Origin of the sequence: Streptomyces sp. NPDC093591, from assembly GCF_044764885.1 — a bacterium.
Classification (GTDB): Bacteria; Actinomycetota; Actinomycetes; order Streptomycetales; family Streptomycetaceae; genus Streptomyces.
This window is the reverse complement of sequence record NZ_JBIWIY010000011.1, coordinates 8,187-23,972: the sequence shown is the minus strand read 5'-3', so window position 1 is coordinate 23,972 and position 15,786 is coordinate 8,187. Positions and strand designations below refer to the sequence as shown.

General features: G+C 71.5%; 9 protein-coding genes and 1 riboswitch. Of the genes, 5 read left to right on the top strand and 4 right to left on the bottom strand.

Annotation, left to right across the window (positions count from 1 at the left end):
- Positions 1-16: 16 nt before the first annotated feature.
- Together ACIREI_RS23490 and ACIREI_RS23485 are read right to left on the bottom strand one after the other, a co-directional pair.
- A complete protein-coding gene (locus ACIREI_RS23490; protein ID WP_403336018.1) occupies positions 17-2,779 on the bottom strand; it encodes a DUF5682 family protein in 2,763 nt (920 codons plus the stop codon).
- A gap of 302 nt (positions 2,780-3,081) precedes the next feature.
- Positions 3,082-4,212, bottom strand: a complete 1,131-nt coding sequence (locus ACIREI_RS23485) for an AAA family ATPase (RefSeq protein WP_403336016.1) — start codon at positions 4,210-4,212, stop codon at positions 3,082-3,084.
- A 166-nt stretch (positions 4,213-4,378) separates the two neighbouring features.
- Here ACIREI_RS23485 and ACIREI_RS23480 point away from each other — a divergent pair, with 166 nt between their 5' ends.
- Together ACIREI_RS23480 and ACIREI_RS23475 are read left to right on the top strand one after the other, a co-directional pair.
- Positions 4,379-5,734 (top strand): SWIM zinc finger family protein, encoded by a 1,356-nt coding sequence (locus ACIREI_RS23480; RefSeq protein WP_403336013.1) that lies wholly within the window; start codon positions 4,379-4,381, stop codon positions 5,732-5,734.
- Between the two features lie 73 nt (positions 5,735-5,807).
- The gene (locus ACIREI_RS23475; RefSeq protein WP_403336010.1) at positions 5,808-7,469 is read left to right on the top strand and encodes a DUF5691 domain-containing protein; all 1,662 of its coding nucleotides are present in this window, start codon (positions 5,808-5,810) and stop codon (positions 7,467-7,469) included.
- 89 nt (positions 7,470-7,558) lie between these two features.
- On the opposite strand, the gene ACIREI_RS23470 is transcribed toward ACIREI_RS23475, so the two are convergent.
- Positions 7,559-7,981, bottom strand: a complete 423-nt coding sequence (locus ACIREI_RS23470; protein ID WP_403336007.1) for a cobalamin B12-binding domain-containing protein — start codon at positions 7,979-7,981, stop codon at positions 7,559-7,561.
- A 647-nt stretch (positions 7,982-8,628) separates the two neighbouring features.
- Here ACIREI_RS23470 and ACIREI_RS23465 point away from each other — a divergent pair.
- Both ACIREI_RS23465 and ACIREI_RS23460 read left to right on the top strand, forming a co-directional pair.
- Positions 8,629-9,489 carry an esterase/lipase family protein gene (locus ACIREI_RS23465; protein WP_403336004.1) on the top strand — a complete coding sequence of 287 codons (861 nt, stop codon included), beginning with the start codon at positions 8,629-8,631 and terminating at the stop codon, positions 9,487-9,489.
- 318 nt (positions 9,490-9,807) lie between these two features.
- Positions 9,808-11,310: a M23 family metallopeptidase gene (locus ACIREI_RS23460; protein WP_403336001.1), complete on the top strand. Its 1,503-nt coding sequence runs from the start codon at positions 9,808-9,810 to the stop codon at positions 11,308-11,310.
- Between the two features lie 78 nt (positions 11,311-11,388).
- Here ACIREI_RS23460 and pcrA read toward each other — a convergent pair whose 3' ends face one another.
- Positions 11,389-13,875, bottom strand: coding sequence for a DNA helicase PcrA (pcrA, locus tag ACIREI_RS23455; protein ID WP_403335998.1), 2,487 nt, complete (start codon positions 13,873-13,875; stop codon positions 11,389-11,391).
- 396 nt (positions 13,876-14,271) lie between these two features.
- Positions 14,272-14,439: riboswitch (cyclic di-AMP (ydaO/yuaA leader) on the top strand.
- An 8-nt stretch (positions 14,440-14,447) separates the two neighbouring features.
- Between pcrA and ACIREI_RS23450 the strand changes: the two genes are divergently transcribed.
- Positions 14,448-15,614, top strand: coding sequence for an NlpC/P60 family protein (locus ACIREI_RS23450; protein WP_403335995.1), 1,167 nt, complete (start codon positions 14,448-14,450; stop codon positions 15,612-15,614).
- Positions 15,615-15,786 lie beyond the last annotated feature (172 nt).

Below are 15,786 nucleotides of genomic sequence, written 5' to 3'. Positions count from 1 at the left end.
GTCACACAGTCGGTCGTCATCCCGTCGCCCCCACAAGGTCGTTCTCGACGTCCTCTTCCACACGGTCCAGCCCCAGCAGCAACCGCACCACCGGCACCACGGCATCCGCCCGCTCCAGGTCGAGCTCGGCGGCGAAGCCGGGTATGCCGGAGCCGCCGGCCCTCGTACTCCCCCGCTGCCCCGGCCCGCGCCGAACCAGCTCGCCCAAGGTCCGCCGCACCCCCGGCTCATACGCCGAGAACGTGCGCCTCAGCAACGGCAGTACGTCCGTGAACGCCTCCACCGGTACTCCCGTCAGCCACGCATCGACCAACCCGAGCAGCCGCTCGTCATGGACGAGCAGCATCCCGCCACCGGACCCGCCCCCGACGAACCCCTCGATCCACGCGGCCGCGTCCCCCGGCGGCGTACCCGGCGACAACGCGAGCCCCATCAGCCGCGCCGCCTCGTCCTGCGCCAACTCCCCTCCGTCCAGCAGCAGTCGTACTGCACGCCCCCGAACGACACCGGGCACGGCGTCCCGCACGGACAGCACCCGAAGCACCCTGTGCCACCGCTTGCGCAGGTCACCGTGGACCGGTACGGCGGCCTCGTCCCGGGCACCCCGGTCCGGTGCGGTAGGCGGCAGGCCGGCGGACACCTCATCCAGCGTGTCCTGATCCGACGCGGACACCTCACCCACCGTGCCCCCATCCGACGCGGACACCTCACCCACCGTGCCCCCATCCGACGCGGACACCTCACCCAGCATGTCCCCATCCGACGCGGATGCCCCGCGCCCCGTGACCTGTTCCGAAGCCACCGCGTCGCCCAGCAACCCCACCGCCCCGTGCACGGCGTCCACATGGCGCCGCATCTCCTCGGCCGCGTCCGCGTCCAGGGCCGCGCAGGCCGGGGGCAGGCCGACGAAGATGCGCTCGGCGAGCCCCGCGGCGACCTCCGTGAGCGCTCCGGTGTCCGTGCCGCGCACATCGCCGTATCGCAGGGAACGAACCAGTGCGGGCAGGGCCTGGGCGAGATGGCCGACGTCCGCGTCGAGGGCGGCCCGGTCCGCGAGGATCCGCATCACCACGGGCAACGCGTCCGGCAGTTCGGCCAGCAGGCAGTGCTCGGCGAGGGCGGTGACGTCCGCCAGGCTCTGCGCGGCGACGGCGTCCGCCTCCGCCTTGGCGGTCGCCGCGGCGAACACGGTGGTCCCCCACACCCCGGCCTCCGCGACCCGCACGGACAGCTCGGGCTCCCACCGCAGCCGCCACGTCTCCCGGAACGTCCCCGTACTGCCCCGCGACGTGACCGGCTCTCCCCACGCCACGCCGAGCAGCCGCAGCCGGTGCAGCAGCCTGCTGCGCTCGGCGTCGTTCTCCTTGCGCAGGTCGAGCTCCAACTCCCGCTGGAGCGCCTCCGGCTTGAGCCGCAGTCGGCGCTGGATCCGGTCGAGGTCCCGCTGCAACGGCACCGCCGGCGCCGACGGCGGCACCTCCCCCAGCACGTCCCCCACCACGAGCCGGTCGTGCACCAGCGCCAACGGCACGTCCGAGCCCTCGCACATCACCGCCCGCACCGCGTCGGTCGTCTCGCTCAGCCCCGGCAACGGCCGCCCGCGCATCACCGCGAGCGTCTCCGCCAGCCGCACCGCCTCGATGACGTGCGCCGACGACACGATCCGGTCCTCGTCCCGCAGCAGCCCCGCCACCTTGGTCATCCACCGCTCGACGGGCCGGTCCGGCGCGCCGAAGAGGTGCCCGTACCACCCCGGCGAGTCGATCCCCGCCCCGTACCCACTGACCCGAGCCAGCCGGCGGTACGTCCACGGCACCCACGTCATGTCGGCCTTGACCTTGGGCAACCCCTTCAGCAGCGCCTTGTCGGCGGCCACAGTGCTCTTCCGCCGCAGCGCGGGCACATGCCAGGCCCCGCACACCACGGCCACCTCGTCGCCGAATTCCCGCTGAGCAGAGCGCACTTGGAGCCGCATATACGCCTCCCGCACGAGGTCCCGCTCATGCCCTCCGCTGCCGTACGCCTCCCGCAACGCCCCCATGGCCTCTTCGAGCCCGAGAAACGGCGCGAACGCGTCCCCGTCCCCAACTCCCCGGTGCTCGACGACGTCCTCCCACCACCGCTCGGGATCGTCGTAGCCGGCCACATCGGCGAGCACGGCGAGCGGATCCACCCGGACATCGGCACGAGGGTCGGCCCCGTCTGCCGCGCCGTCGGCCGAGTCGGGCACCGGCGTACGGCCCCCCGCTCCACCGGCGTCAGCCACCCCGCCCTCCTGGCCTCCGCTCTCGGTGCCTGGCCGGGCTTCGGCGCCCGTATCGAGCGCGGTCTCGTCCTGCCTGCCCCAGGCCAGCGTGTGCGTGGCCGGCAGGTCGATGAAGCGGGCCGGGACCTGGTGCTCCAGGGCCCAGCGGATCGCGACCCACTCCGGGGAGAACTCGGCCAGCGGCCAGAAGGCCGAGCGGCCGGGCTCATCGACGGCGTGAGCGAGGAGCGCGACGGGCGGTCGCATGTCCTCGTCGGCGGCGAGCGGGATCAGTGCGTCTGCCTCCGGCGGCCCCTCGATCAGCAGGACCCGCGGCCGGGCCGCGTCCAGGGCCGCCCGCACGGCCCGCGCCGAGCCCGGCCCGTGGTGCCGCACACCGAGCAGCAAGGGTCCCGGCGGCTTCGACACCGGAGCGGGTGCAGTCGAGGTGTCCGAGCACGCCGTCGGCACGCCGCCCGCCCCGTGGACGCCGGTCTCCAAGCCCCCGCTCCCTACCTCGTCAACGCCTGTCACACCGTCCCCCTCGCCTCCGCTGCCACCGCATGCCCTCACCGGACGCCCTCCCGACCTCGCAGTGCCGCACGGGCACGGAACCGCCATCACCACACCGCCGCACACCCACTCACCCCCGCGACCGCCACGCGCGCCTCTCAGCCACCGCCCCGGTCGCACCCCGCACCGCGTGCTCCGAGCCGCGTCCAGCCGGACCGCCGGTCACGCCCCTCACGAGCCGCCCGCCGTCGACCCACCACCTGCCTTCGATCCACCACCTGCCTTCGGTCCGCCACCAGGCCGACCCCACCCAAGGTCGTCGTTCACGCGCTCACCTCCCGGCACGCCCGGTAGAAGTCCGTCCAGCCGTCCCGCTCACGCACGACCGCCTCCAGGTACTCCTGCCAGATCGTCCGGTCCGCCGCCGGATCGCGGACGACGGCGCCGAGAATGCCCGCGGCCACGTCGCCGGACCGCAGCACGCCGTCGCCGAAGTGGGCGGCCAGTGCGAGGCCGTTGGTGACGACGGAGATCGCCTCGGCCGTCGACAGCGTGCCGCTCGGCGACTTCAGCTTCGTGCGGCCGTCGGACGTCACCCCGTCCCGCAGCTCGCGGAAGACCGTCACGACGCGGCGGATCTCGTCGATGCCGTCGGGCGCGGCGGGCAGGTCGAGGGAGCGGCCGATCTGGTCGACCCGGCGGGAGACGATGTCCACCTCGGCCTCGACGCTCTCCGGCAATGGCAGCACCACCGTGTTGAAGCGACGGCGCAGGGCACTGGAGAGATCGTTGACCCCACGGTCGCGGTCGTTGGCCGTGGCGATGACGTTGAAGCCGCGGACCGCCTGCACCTCCTGACCCAACTCCGGTATCGGCAGCGTCTTCTCCGACAGGATCGTGATCAACGTGTCCTGCACATCCGCCGGAATCCGGGTCAGCTCCTCGACCCGCGCCGTCATCCCCTCCGCCATGGCCCGCATGACGGGGCTGGGCACGAGGGCGTTCCGGCTCGGCCCGTGCGCGAGCAGCTGCGCGTAGTTCCAGCCGTACCGGATCGCCTCCTCCGGCGTGCCCGCCGTGCCCTGCACCAGCAATGTCGAGTCGCCGCTGACCGCCGCGGCCAGGTGCTCGGAGACCCAGGTCTTGGCGGTGCCGGGCACGCCGAGCAGGAGCAGGGCGCGGTCCGTGGCGAGCGTGGTGACGGCAACCTCGACCAGGCGGCGCGGCCCCACGTACTTCGGTGAGATCACCGTGCCGTCCGGCAGCGTGCCGCCGAGCAGATACGTGGCCACCGCCCACGGCGACAACTTCCAGCGGGCCGGGCGCGGGCGGTCGTCCTGCGCCGCCAGCGCGGCGAGTTCATGGGCGAAGGCGTCCTCGGCGTGCGGCCGCAACGCCTCGGCCGGTTCCGTCTCCCCCGCTTCGACGGATGTCGGTTCTACGGACACAGGCATGGCAAAGTCCCCCTCCAGCTCGGCCGGTTCAGCCGTTTCGGATCCGGCATCCACGTTGCACCACGCCACTGACAATGCGTTCCGACCTGCGCAAACGCGCTCGTGAGCCCGCTGCTGGGATCTCGGCCCCGGCCGATTGTCAGTGGTGGGATCTACCTTCGATGGCATGACTCAGCAGGGGGTGCGCTGGACCGCGGACCAGGTGCTGGCACTTGCGCCTGACACCGCGTCACGCAAAGCGGGAAGCAAACTCGGCTCGGCGGGGCCGTGGTCCGAGGCGGGGAGTTCCGGCGAGGGGACGGTGTGGGGGCTGTGCAAGGGCAGTGGCAGCAAGCCGTATCAGACGGTCATCGACATCGCGGACGCGTCCGGGCCCGCGTACAAGTGCAGTTGCCCGAGCCGGAAGTTCCCGTGCAAGCACGCGCTCGGGCTGCTGCTGCTCTGGGCGGAGGGCGACGGCGCGGTGCCGCCCGGATCGCCGCCGGACTGGGCGGAGCAGTGGATAAAGGGGAGAAGGCAGCGCGCGGAAGAGAAGCGGGCAGGGGGCGTGTCCGGTTCCGATTCCGGGTCCGGTGATCCGGAGGCGGCGCGGCGCAGGGCGGAGCGCCGGGCCGTGCGGGTCACGGCGGGCGCGACAGAGCTGGAGCAGCGCCTGGCGGACCTGCTGCGCGGCGGCCTGGCCGGCGCGGAACAGGCGGGGTACGGGCCGTGGGAGGAGACGGCGGCCCGCATGGTCGACGCCCAGGCCCCCGGGCTGGCCGCGCGAGTGCGGGATCTGGGGGCGATCCCCGCGTCCGGTCCGGGCTGGCCGGTACGCCTGCTGGAGGAGTGCGCCCTTCTGTACCTTCTCGACCAGGGCTGGCTCGGCCGCGAGCGGCTGCCCGACGGCCTGGCGGCCACGGTCCGCTCCCGCGTCGGCCTGCCCGCATCGGCGGATAGCCCTCCGGTGCGGGACCGCTGGCTGGTGCTCGCCCAGTACGACACGGCGGACACCAAACTGACGACGCGCCGGATATGGCTGTACGGCGCCGACTCGCACCGCACGGCACTGCTCCTCTCTTACGGTGCCGCCGGCCGTGCCCCGGAGCTGGCGCTGCCGGTGGGGCTGGCCCTGGAGGCGGAGGTGGCCGCGTACCCGGGCGCCGGGCAGCTGCGCGCGGCTCTGGGCGAGCAGTTCGCACCGCCCGCGCCGACGGCGACCCGGCCGCCGGGTGTGACGACGACCGAGGCGACCGCCCGTTACGGCGAGGCGCTCCGCGACGACCCGTGGCTGGACTCCGTTCCGGTGACCCTGGAGCGGGTCATACCGACTCCGGACGAGGGTTCGTGGCAGTTGGCGGACGCCGACGCGGACACGGCACTGCCGCTGACCCCGGCCGCCCGCGCCCGCCCCGGCCTGTGGCGCCTGGTCGCACTGTCGGGCGGCGCACCGGTCAAGGTCTTCGGCGAGTGCGGCCACCGTGGCTTCACCCCGTTGACGGCCTGGCCGGAGGGGGAGGGAGAGGCGGTGCAGCTGTGCTGAGCGGCACCTCTCGCACCGACCGTGGGACGAACCTCCACGGCACCCACCAACCAGGAATCCAGGAAGGAACCGTATGAACAGGCCCTCCGTTCCCGTGGATTCACCCGCGCCGGGAGCCGTGGAGTCGTCCCCGCCCGGCGCCTGGGAGGAGCTCGTCACAGCGGCACTGCTCGGCACGGACCGGCGTACACCCCCCGGCTGCGCACCGGGCCGGGAGGCGCCGGCGGCGCTGCTGGACGCGGCGGCCGTGGAGACCGTACGGCGGCGGGCGGGACTGCGGCCGGCGCGAGCGGCGCAGCGTCCGCAGCCTGCCCCGGAGGACCTGCGGCCGAAGCTGCCTCCGGCGGCGGCGCGCAGGCTGGCGATGCTGCTGGCCGACCGCCCCGGCGCGGCGGGCGGCGGCCGCAGAGGCACGGCACCGGACCTCATGGAGCTGCTGCCCCAGTGGCTCGCGACGGCGAACGAGCGCGGTTTCGCTCCACCCCCTCAGTCGCTGCCCGCACTGCTGGACGCGGCACGGGGGCGTACGGATCTACGGCCGGCGGCGCTGGCGTTCGCGGGCCCGAGGGCGGTGTGGCTGGCCCGGCTGAACCCGGACTGGCGGTTCGCCCTGCGCGCGGCGCCCGGCGGCGGCGCGGCGGTGCCGCACCTGGAGGACTCTGCCAGGATCCGACAGCTGTGGCAGGAGGGGTTGTTCGCCGAGCGGGTCTCCCTTCTCTCCGTGATACGCGCCCGTGAGCCCGCCGCCGCCCGCGAGCTGCTGACCGCGACATGGGCCACGGAGCGGGCCGAGGACCGGCTGATGTTCCTCGACTCGCTGCGGACCGGGCTGGGTCCGCAGGACGAGCCGTTCCTGGAGCAGGCACTGACCGACCGGAGCCGCAATGTCCGGGCGACGGCAGCCGAGTTGCTCTCGGCACTGCCGGGTTCGGCGCTCGCCGCGCGGATGGCGGTGCGCGCCGGGGCGTGCGTGGCGCTGGACCACACGCGGAAGGCGCCGACGATCAGTGTCGAGGCGCCGCACGAGTGCGACGCGGGCATGGAGCGCGACGGGGTCGTGGCCAAGGCTCCGGCCGGGCGGGGTGAACGGTCGTGGTGGTTCGGCCAGTTGGTGGAGGCGGCGCCGCTCGGCACATGGCCGGGGCGGCTCGGGGGGCGTACGCCTCAGGAGATCGTGGCGCTGCCGGTGGCGGACGACTGGCAGGGTGAGCTGCACGCGGCGTGGTGCCGGGCGGCGGTACGGCAGCGGGACGGTGAGTGGGCGAGGGCGCTCCTCGGGTCGCCCTCGGCTCCGGAAGCGGGCGGGCCGGGAGCGGTGTCGTTGGCCGAGCGGGCGAAGCTCCTCGGCACGCTGGGCTCCGCCGAGCGGGCCGAGTGGGTCGCCGGGTTCATCGCGACGCACGGTCTGTCCGAGGCGTTTCAGCTGCTCGGGGTGTGTGCGGTGCCGTGGGCCGCGCCGCTCGGGCGGGCGGTGGTCGACGCGCTCAACATCGCGCGGGACGCAGGGAGTTATCCATGGAGTTTCAGTGGAGTGATGGGCCTGGCCGAGCGCTGCCTCGACCCGGCCGAGGCCGGCCGCCTCGACGGTCTGCAGGCGGTGCCGGACGAGTCGGAGGACTCGTCGCCGGGGGCCGGGGGGTACTGGGCGGAGGCGTTCCAGCGGCTGGCCACGACGCTGCGGCTGCGGGCGGCCATGATCGAGGAGCTGGAACCACTCGGCCCGTCCGGCGCTTGAGGACGAGGCCCGTTCAAGGCCGAAGCGGGGGTCGGGGGGCGGCAGCCCTCAGGGACGGTCACCCCCACCGGCCCGCACGGGAAGTCGGCTCAACCGCCGGAGGCAGCCGGCTGACGCACGTTCGCCCGCACCCAGTCCACGATCGCCTGCGTCGTTGCCCCGGGCGTGAAGATCTCCGCGACGCCCTGCTCCTTCAGCGGGGCGATGTCCGCCTCGGGGATGATCCCGCCGCCGAAGACCAGGATGTCCTCCGCGTCGCGCTCCTTGAGGAGTTCGATCACTGCGGCGAACAGGGTGTTGTGGGCGCCGGAGAGGATGGACAGGCCGATCGCGTCGGCGTCCTCCTGGATCGCGGTGTCGACGATCTGCTCGGGAGTCTGGTGAAGGCCGGTGTAGATGACCTCCATACCGGCGTCGCGCAGTGCCCGCGCGATGACCTTGGCGCCCCGATCGTGGCCGTCGAGTCCCGGCTTGGCCACCACCACGCGGATCGGACCGGCTGCCACACCCATCACTGCCTCCATGAAGCGACTAGATCCATCCGTACCGACAAGTACCGCTCATGTATGAGTTATGCCGCACACACGGCACATCCCATACATGGTGCGCGTATGGCACTTTTCCGCTGCTCACCGCATCGGACATGCCGCCACGGTACGGACGCCCCGGGCCACGCTGCCCGAAGAGGTGAACGAACGTTATCTCCAGCATCCCGCAACCGGCAGTTTCGCGGTGCAGACCGAGGGGGAAATCACACGGTGGGACACGTTCGCCGCGCACCGTTCCACATCTCTGCGGCACACGGGCCGCAGCAGTCTGCGGCACCCGCGTCGCAGCGGAACCACGCGCAACGGGAGCCGCAACGAGGTCGCCGCACCACCGCGCCGCAGACCGCGCGCCGTGGCGGCGCGGCGCATCGACGGTCGCACGAAGGGCACGCAGGGCAGGTAAGGCACGACAGCGGGGGGCCTCGTCGTCACACCGGCAGGGAGCCCCGCCAGGTCTTCGGCGCACCCTGGCCGACAGCACTGGCTCATGCCACGCGCCTCACTCACCCCACGCGCTTCCCTCATGCCCCGCCGGCCACCTCCGCCGCGACTTCCCACGAGGGCACACGGGGGCCGAAGCCGTCCTCCCGCGTGCCGCAAGGAGGTCGGCCATGAAGGTCACCGGGGCAGCACTCCCCTTTCTTCCGCTCTGCCAGCGCCTGCTCCCGAGCAGACTCGCCGGCCTCTCCCTGGCCCTGCTGAAGGCGACCGCGCTGGAGATCGCGATCCTCGCCGGACACCTGCTCCTGTACCCCTCCGGCATCACCCAGGAGCGCCGGACCACCCCCGCACTCCCCACCCGGGACACCGCCCAGCTGCCGACGGAGTCGAAACCCCCGGTCGTCCTGCTGCACGGCTTCATAGACAACCGCTCGGTCTTCGTCCTGCTGCGCCGCAGCCTCGCCCAGCACGGCAGGCACCAGGTCGAGTCGCTCAACTACTCCCCGCTGACCTGCGACATCCGCACCGCCGCCGAACTGCTCGGCCGGCATATAGAGGGGATCTGCGAGCGCACCGGCAGCAGCCAGGTCGACATCGTCGGACACAGCCTCGGCGGGCTGATAGCGCGTTACTACGTGCAGCGCCTCGGCGGCGACCTCAGGGTCCGCACGCTCGTCACGCTCGGCACGCCGCACTCCGGCACGCTCGTCGCCCCCCTGGCGAACGCGCATCCCATCGTGCGTCAGATGCGCCCCGGCTCACCGGTCCTCGAGGAACTGGCCAGGCCCGCGCCCGGCTGCCGCACCCACTTCGTGAGCTTCTGGAGCGACCTCGACCATCTGATGGACCCGCTGGAGACGGCCTGCATCGACCACCCGGACCTGATGGCGCAGAACGTCCGCGTGACCGGCATCGGTCACCTCGCCCTGCCCGTGCACCCCGCCGTGGCGACCGGGATACGGCAGGCCCTCGACACCGCGCGGACAGGAACGGAGACCACCGCACAGGCCGACGGCCTGACAGTGGCGTGACAGCCGCCCCTCAACAGCTCCCACAACAGCTCCCGCGACACGGCTCCCACGACGCCCCGACAGCAGCCCAACACCCGACTCACACTCGGCACACAGCCTCAGGACAGCCCACCGACATCGAACAATCTTCGAACACAAGGCCAAACTCGCGCCCACAGTCCGCCAAAACACGGCCGAATGCCCGTTTCCTTCGCGCGCGAAACCTGCCGAAGATTGTCGTGCCCGCGTACCGCCGGGTACAGTCGCCGCACTGCTCTGGCAGCCCCTGTTGTCGAGGCGAGAGAGAAGTTGGTGAACGATCGTCACCCGTCGGGGACCATGACCTCCCCGGCTACGGCTTCCGATGCCGCCTCGGCGCACTACGCGTCGTACGGCGCCCAGGAAGCCCACTACGGTGACTCCACCACCTACGGCACCTACGACGCCACTCAATTCGGCGCCGCCGACCACGCCCACGCGGCCCCGACCTTCGACGCGGACCCCCTGTTCGGCAGCCTTCCCGGCGAGAACACAGGCGCGTACGACACCACTCAGTGGTCCACCGGCAACCACCACACCGTGAACTACGACGCCTACGCGGCCCAGCACCACGCCGCCTACGACACCGGCGCGTACGACACCACGGCCTGGACGGCCGAACACGAGCGGCTCGCCTTCGTCCCGCAGCAGGCCACCGGCCACGACACCTCCGGTCACTGGGACGCGAGCGCTTGGCTCCAGCCCGACCAGTCCGGCGCCCCGGCCGACCAGACCCAGCAGTGGGAATGGGGCACGCAGACCTTCGACACCGGGACGTACGACGCCACCCAGTGGAACTCCGACGGCGGCACCGGCACCACCGCGCAGGCAGCCGACGAGTACGAGCAGTCAGCAGAATCCTTCGATCAGCAGGCGACCGCGCACTTCGAGCAGATCGACCACGCCGCCCCCACGTCGTACGACGACCCCGCCGCGTACGGCGATCCCGCCCAGCACGACGCCGAGTTGAGCGCCACCGGCGATCTCCCCGCCGCGTCCCCGCTCCTCGACGGCCAGGAGGAGTCCACTGCTGCCCCCTCCCCACGCGCCGCCTCCCGCAGCGGGTCCCGCTCCCGCCGCCGTACGCCTCCCAAGCGCTCCGCGCTGCTGACGGTCGCCGTGCCCTCGGCGTGTGTGATGGGCGTCGCGGGGATCGCCGCCGCCTCCGTCGGCACCCTGACGACCGACGACAAGGACACGGCGACGACGGCCTCGGACGCCCAGGCCGTGAAGCCGTCCACCGCGAACAACAAGCTGGACACCCAGCTCGAGAGCCTCTCCGCCGGCGCCGACGACTTCGCCGACCGGGCCAGCCGCACGCAGGAGCGCATCGACCTCAAGGCCCAGCAGGTGGCCGAGAAGAAGAAGGCGGCGGAGGAAGCGGCCCGCAAGGAGCGGCTGCGCCCCAAATTCGCCCTCCCGGTGGCGCAGCACGGCCTCAGCGCCTACTACGGCCAGGCCGGCATCAACTGGATGTCGGTTCACACCGGCATCGACTTCCCCGTCTCGTACGGCACGACGGTGATGGCCGCGACCGACGGCACCGTCCGGACGCAGTGGAACAGCGCCTACGGCAACATGATGATCGTGACCGCGAAGGACGGCACGGAGACGTGGTACTGCCACCTCTCCAGCTACCGCGTCGCCTCCGGTACGACGGTGAAGGCCGGCGACCCGATCGCGTACTCCGGCAACTCCGGCAACTCGACCGGCCCGCACCTGCACTTCGAGGTACGGCCGGGTGGCAGCTCGGCCATAGACCCGCTTCCCTGGCTGCGCAGCCACGGCCTCGACCCGTCGTAACCGGCCGACGGCCGACGACTTCATCGACTTCGATGTGCGCCCCCGATCTACAACGGGGGCGCACACTTGTCAGCGCTGCTAGAGCTTCTCCACCGGCGCGTACCGCAACAGCAACCGCTTCGGCTTGGTGTCCCCGAAGTCGATCGTCGCCTCGGCGTTCGCGCCGGTGCCCTTGACCGCCATCACGGTGCCCAGCCCGAACTGGTCGTGCGTGACCCGGTCCCCGACCGCCAATTGGGCGACCGGCTTCTCCGAGGTACGGCGCGTGGCGAAACCGGACGCGCCCGAGGCCGCGGAGCGCGAGCGGGACGAGGACAGTGAGGCGGCCACACCGGACGCCGGGCCGGAGGAGACCAGCGCGGACGCGCCCGTGCGCTTCCAGTCGACGTGCTGCGCCGGGATCTCCTCCAGGAAGCGGGACGGCGGGTTGTACGACGGCTGCCCCCACGCGCTCCGCATCGACGACCGCGTCAGATAAAGCCGCTCACGCGCGCGCGTGATGCCCACGTAGGCGAGCCGCCGCTCCTCCTCCAGCTCCTTGGTCTGGCCGAGGGCACGCATGTGCGGGAAGACGCCGTCCTCCATGCCGGTGAGGAAGACGACCGGGAACTCCAGGCCCTTGGCGGTGTGCAGGGTCATCAGGGTGATGACGCCGGAGCCGTCCTCGTCCTCGTCGGGGATCTGGTCGGAGTCGGCGACCAGTGCAACCCGCTCCAGGAAGGCGGCGAGGCCGGCTGACGCCTCCCCCTCCTCCGACTCCTGCTCGAACTCCAGCGCCACGGCGGCGAGTTCCTGGAGGTTTTCGATCCGGGTCTCGTCCTGCGGGTCGGTGGAGGCCTGCAACTCGGCGAGATAGCCGGTGCGTTCGAGCACCGCTTCCAGGACGGTCGCCGGTCCCACGCCGGACTCGACGATCGTACGGAGCTCCTCCATCAGCGTGTTGAACCGCTTGACGGCGTTGGTCGAGCGCGCGGCCATGCCGTACGCCTCGTCGACGCGCTTGAGCGCCTGCGGGAAGCTGATCTTCTCGCGCTGGGACAGGGCGTCGATCATCGCCTCGGCACGCTCGCCGATGCCCCGCTTGGGCACGTTCAGAATCCGCCGCAGTGGCACGGAGTCCTCGGGATTGGCCAGCACCCGCAGGTAGGCCAGGACGTCCCGGACCTCCTTGCGCTCGTAGAACCGCACCCCGCCGACGACCTTGTAGGGCAGGCCGACGCGGATGAAGACTTCTTCGAAGACACGGGACTGGGCGTTCGTACGGTAGAAGACCGCGACGTCGCCGGCCTTCGCCTCCCCCGCATCGGTCAGTCGGTCTATCTCGTCGGCGACGAACTGTGCCTCGTCGTGCTCGGTGTCGGCGACATAGCCGGTGATGCGGGCGCCCGCGCCCGCGTTGGTCCACAGGTTCTTGGGGCGGCGCGACTCGTTGCGCTCGATGACCGCGTTGGCGGCGGTCAGGATCGTCTGCGTGGAACGGTAGTTCTGCTCCAGCAGGATGGTCGTCGCGTCCGGGTAGTCCTCCTCGAACTGGAGGATGTTGCGGATGGTCGCGCCGCGGAAGGCGTAGATCGACTGGTCGGCGTCGCCCACGACACACAGCTCGGCGGGCGGGATGTCGTCCTCGCTGGGCGGTACGTCGACCGGGTGCTCGCTGGTCCCGACGAGCTCGCGCACGAGGGCGTACTGCGCGTGGTTGGTGTCCTGGTACTCGTCCACCAGCACATGGCGGAAGCGACGGCGGTAGTGCTCGGCGACGTCCGGGAAGGCGCGCAGCAGGTTGACCGTCGTCATGATCAGGTCGTCGAAGTCGAGGGCGTTGGCCTCCCGCAACCGCGACTGGTACATGGCGTAGGCCTGGGCGAGGGTCTTCTCGAAGCCGTCCGTCGCCTGAGCGGCGAAGTCCTCCTCGTCGATCAGCTCGTTCTTCAGGTTGCTGATCTTGGCGCTGAAGGACTTGGGCGGGAACCTCTTCGGGTCAAGATCCAGATCCCGGCAGACGAGCGCCATGAGCCGCTTGCTGTCGGCGGCGTCGTAGATCGAGAAGGAAGACGTGAACCCGAGCTTCTTGCTCTCTCTGCGCAGGATGCGCACGCACGCACTGTGGAAGGTCATCACCCACATCGCGTTCGCGCGCGGGCCGACGAGCTGCTCGACACGCTCCTTCATCTCGCCCGCGGCCTTGTTGGTGAAGGTGATCGCGAGGATCTGCCCCGGGTGCACATTCCGCTCGGCGAGCAGATGGGCGATGCGGTGGGTGAGCACCCGCGTCTTGCCGGACCCGGCACCGGCCACGATGAGCAGCGGGCCGCCGGCGTGGACGACGGCCGCACGCTGGTTCTCGTTCAGCCCCTCCAGCAGCGCGGCCGCGTCGATGGCCGGGCGCGGGGCGCCGTCGCGGTAGTAGGCGTCCCGGTCCGGAGGCACGTCGAACTTCCCGCCGAACAGATCGTCCGGAACCGGCTCCGGAGTGTGATCGTCCTCGGGCGGCGGCGGAAGTTCTTCCTCGTGGCCGCGAGGGGCCTGGAGGTCCGCCAGGAAGCTGTCATCAAAGAGGCTGCTCATCGCTCTCCGAGTCTAGGGCGCCCCACTGACAGCCCGCGGCCACCCCGAGAACATCGTCGGTTTCACAACCAGATGATCTTCCAGGCCCGACCACCGCCGACACCCCCCTCACCCTCCACACCCACCCCGTCACGGTCCGAAACCAACCCGAACCCGCACTACCCGCCAAGCCCCTGACCCCTCACCGACGACCAAAGACGACTAAAAGTCCACACTCCACCCAACCAGTCACACACCACCCCACACCCACCCCCACCACCCCCCGCCCCCAACGCCCTGACCCAAGGTCACGAAAATGTATCGGGCATATCGAACATCAACCTTCACAGGGGCCACACGAGTTGGCTACCGTGCCGGGCAGGCCGTACGACCCCCACCGGCGAACGTCGCCGGGCCGCACGGCCTCCGCCGAGTCCGGTACGCCGCCGCGCTGCCGGAGCCGGGGACCCACCGAACTTGGGGTGAATCGGCCCGATCCCGTCCAGGGACAGGCCGTAGGGCAACCCTTCCGGACCACCCGCCCGAACCCGACAGCTAACTCGGTAGGCGGAGTACGGAAGGAGTCGCCTCCCTTGGCGTCGCACCGCAAGTCGCGTCCCGCGGGTACGCGCGTAGCAGGCATACGGACCCCCGCCCTCGCCACGGCGGCCCTCACCTCCGTGGCCCTGCTGTCCCAGACGGCCAACGCGAGCCCCTCGGCGGACGACAAGCCGAGCCTCGAAGAGGTCGAGAAGAAGGTCGACGACCTCTACCGCCAGGCGGAGTCGGCCACCGAGAAGTACAACGCGGCCAAGGAGAAGACCGCGAAGCAGCGCAAGCGCGTCGACACCCTCCTCGACGACGTGGCCAAGCGCACCCAGAAGCTGAACGACGCGCGCGAGGAACTCGGCCGCAACGCCGCCGCCCAGTACCGCACCGGCGCCGCAGCCCCCGACACGGCGACCTTCCTCCTCGCGGACACCCCGCAGGACTACTTCGACCAGACCCAGCTGATGGACCGTATGACCGGCCGTCAGAAGGAAGCGGTCGACGACTACTTCACGCAGCAGTCCGCGACGATGACGAAGCGCCAGGAGGCCACCCAGAGCCTCGAGACGCTCACCGAGTCGCAGAACGACCTGCAGACCGCCAAGACCACCGTCCAGAGGAAGCTCGCCGACGCACGCGAGCTCCTCTCGAAGCTGACGGCGGAGGAGAAGGCACGCCTCGCCGCGATCGAGAAGCGCAAGCAGGAGGAGGCCGCACGCAAGGCGGCGGAACTGGCCCGCCAACAGGCCGAGGCGGAGCGCCAACGCCAGGAGGCGGCCCAGCAGCAGGAGAGCAGCGAGTCCTCGTCCGACTCCAGCACCTCGGACTCGTCCACCTCGGACTCCTCGTACGCCACGAAGGCCGACAAAGCCCTGGCCTTCGCCCGCTCCCAGATAGGCAAGCCGTACGTCTGGGGCGCCACCGGCCCCGACTCCTACGACTGCTCCGGCCTCACCCAGGCCGCCTGGAAGGCCGCAGGCGTCGACATCCCCCGCGTCACCTACGACCAGGTCAACGCCGGCACCACGGTCTCCCTCTCCAACGCCCAGCCCGGCGACCTGATCTTCTTCTACGACGACGTCACCCACGTGGGCATCTACATCGGCAACGGCATGATGATCCACGCCCCGAAGCCCGGCGCCTACGTCCGCGAGGAGTCGATCTACTACGACGGAGAGTCGTCGATCCACAGCGTGGTCCGCCCGGCCTGACACCGCACACGCGTGGCGCACTTCCCGACACGCACGCGTGAGAGCAGCCCCACGTCGCCGCAGCCGCGTACGGCGGGAAGGGGACGTGCCGGGGGGTGTCCGCCCGCAGAGTCCGGTGTCAACAAACGGCACCTCCAGCCCAACGCCCACCACCGGACCGAGGACGGACACC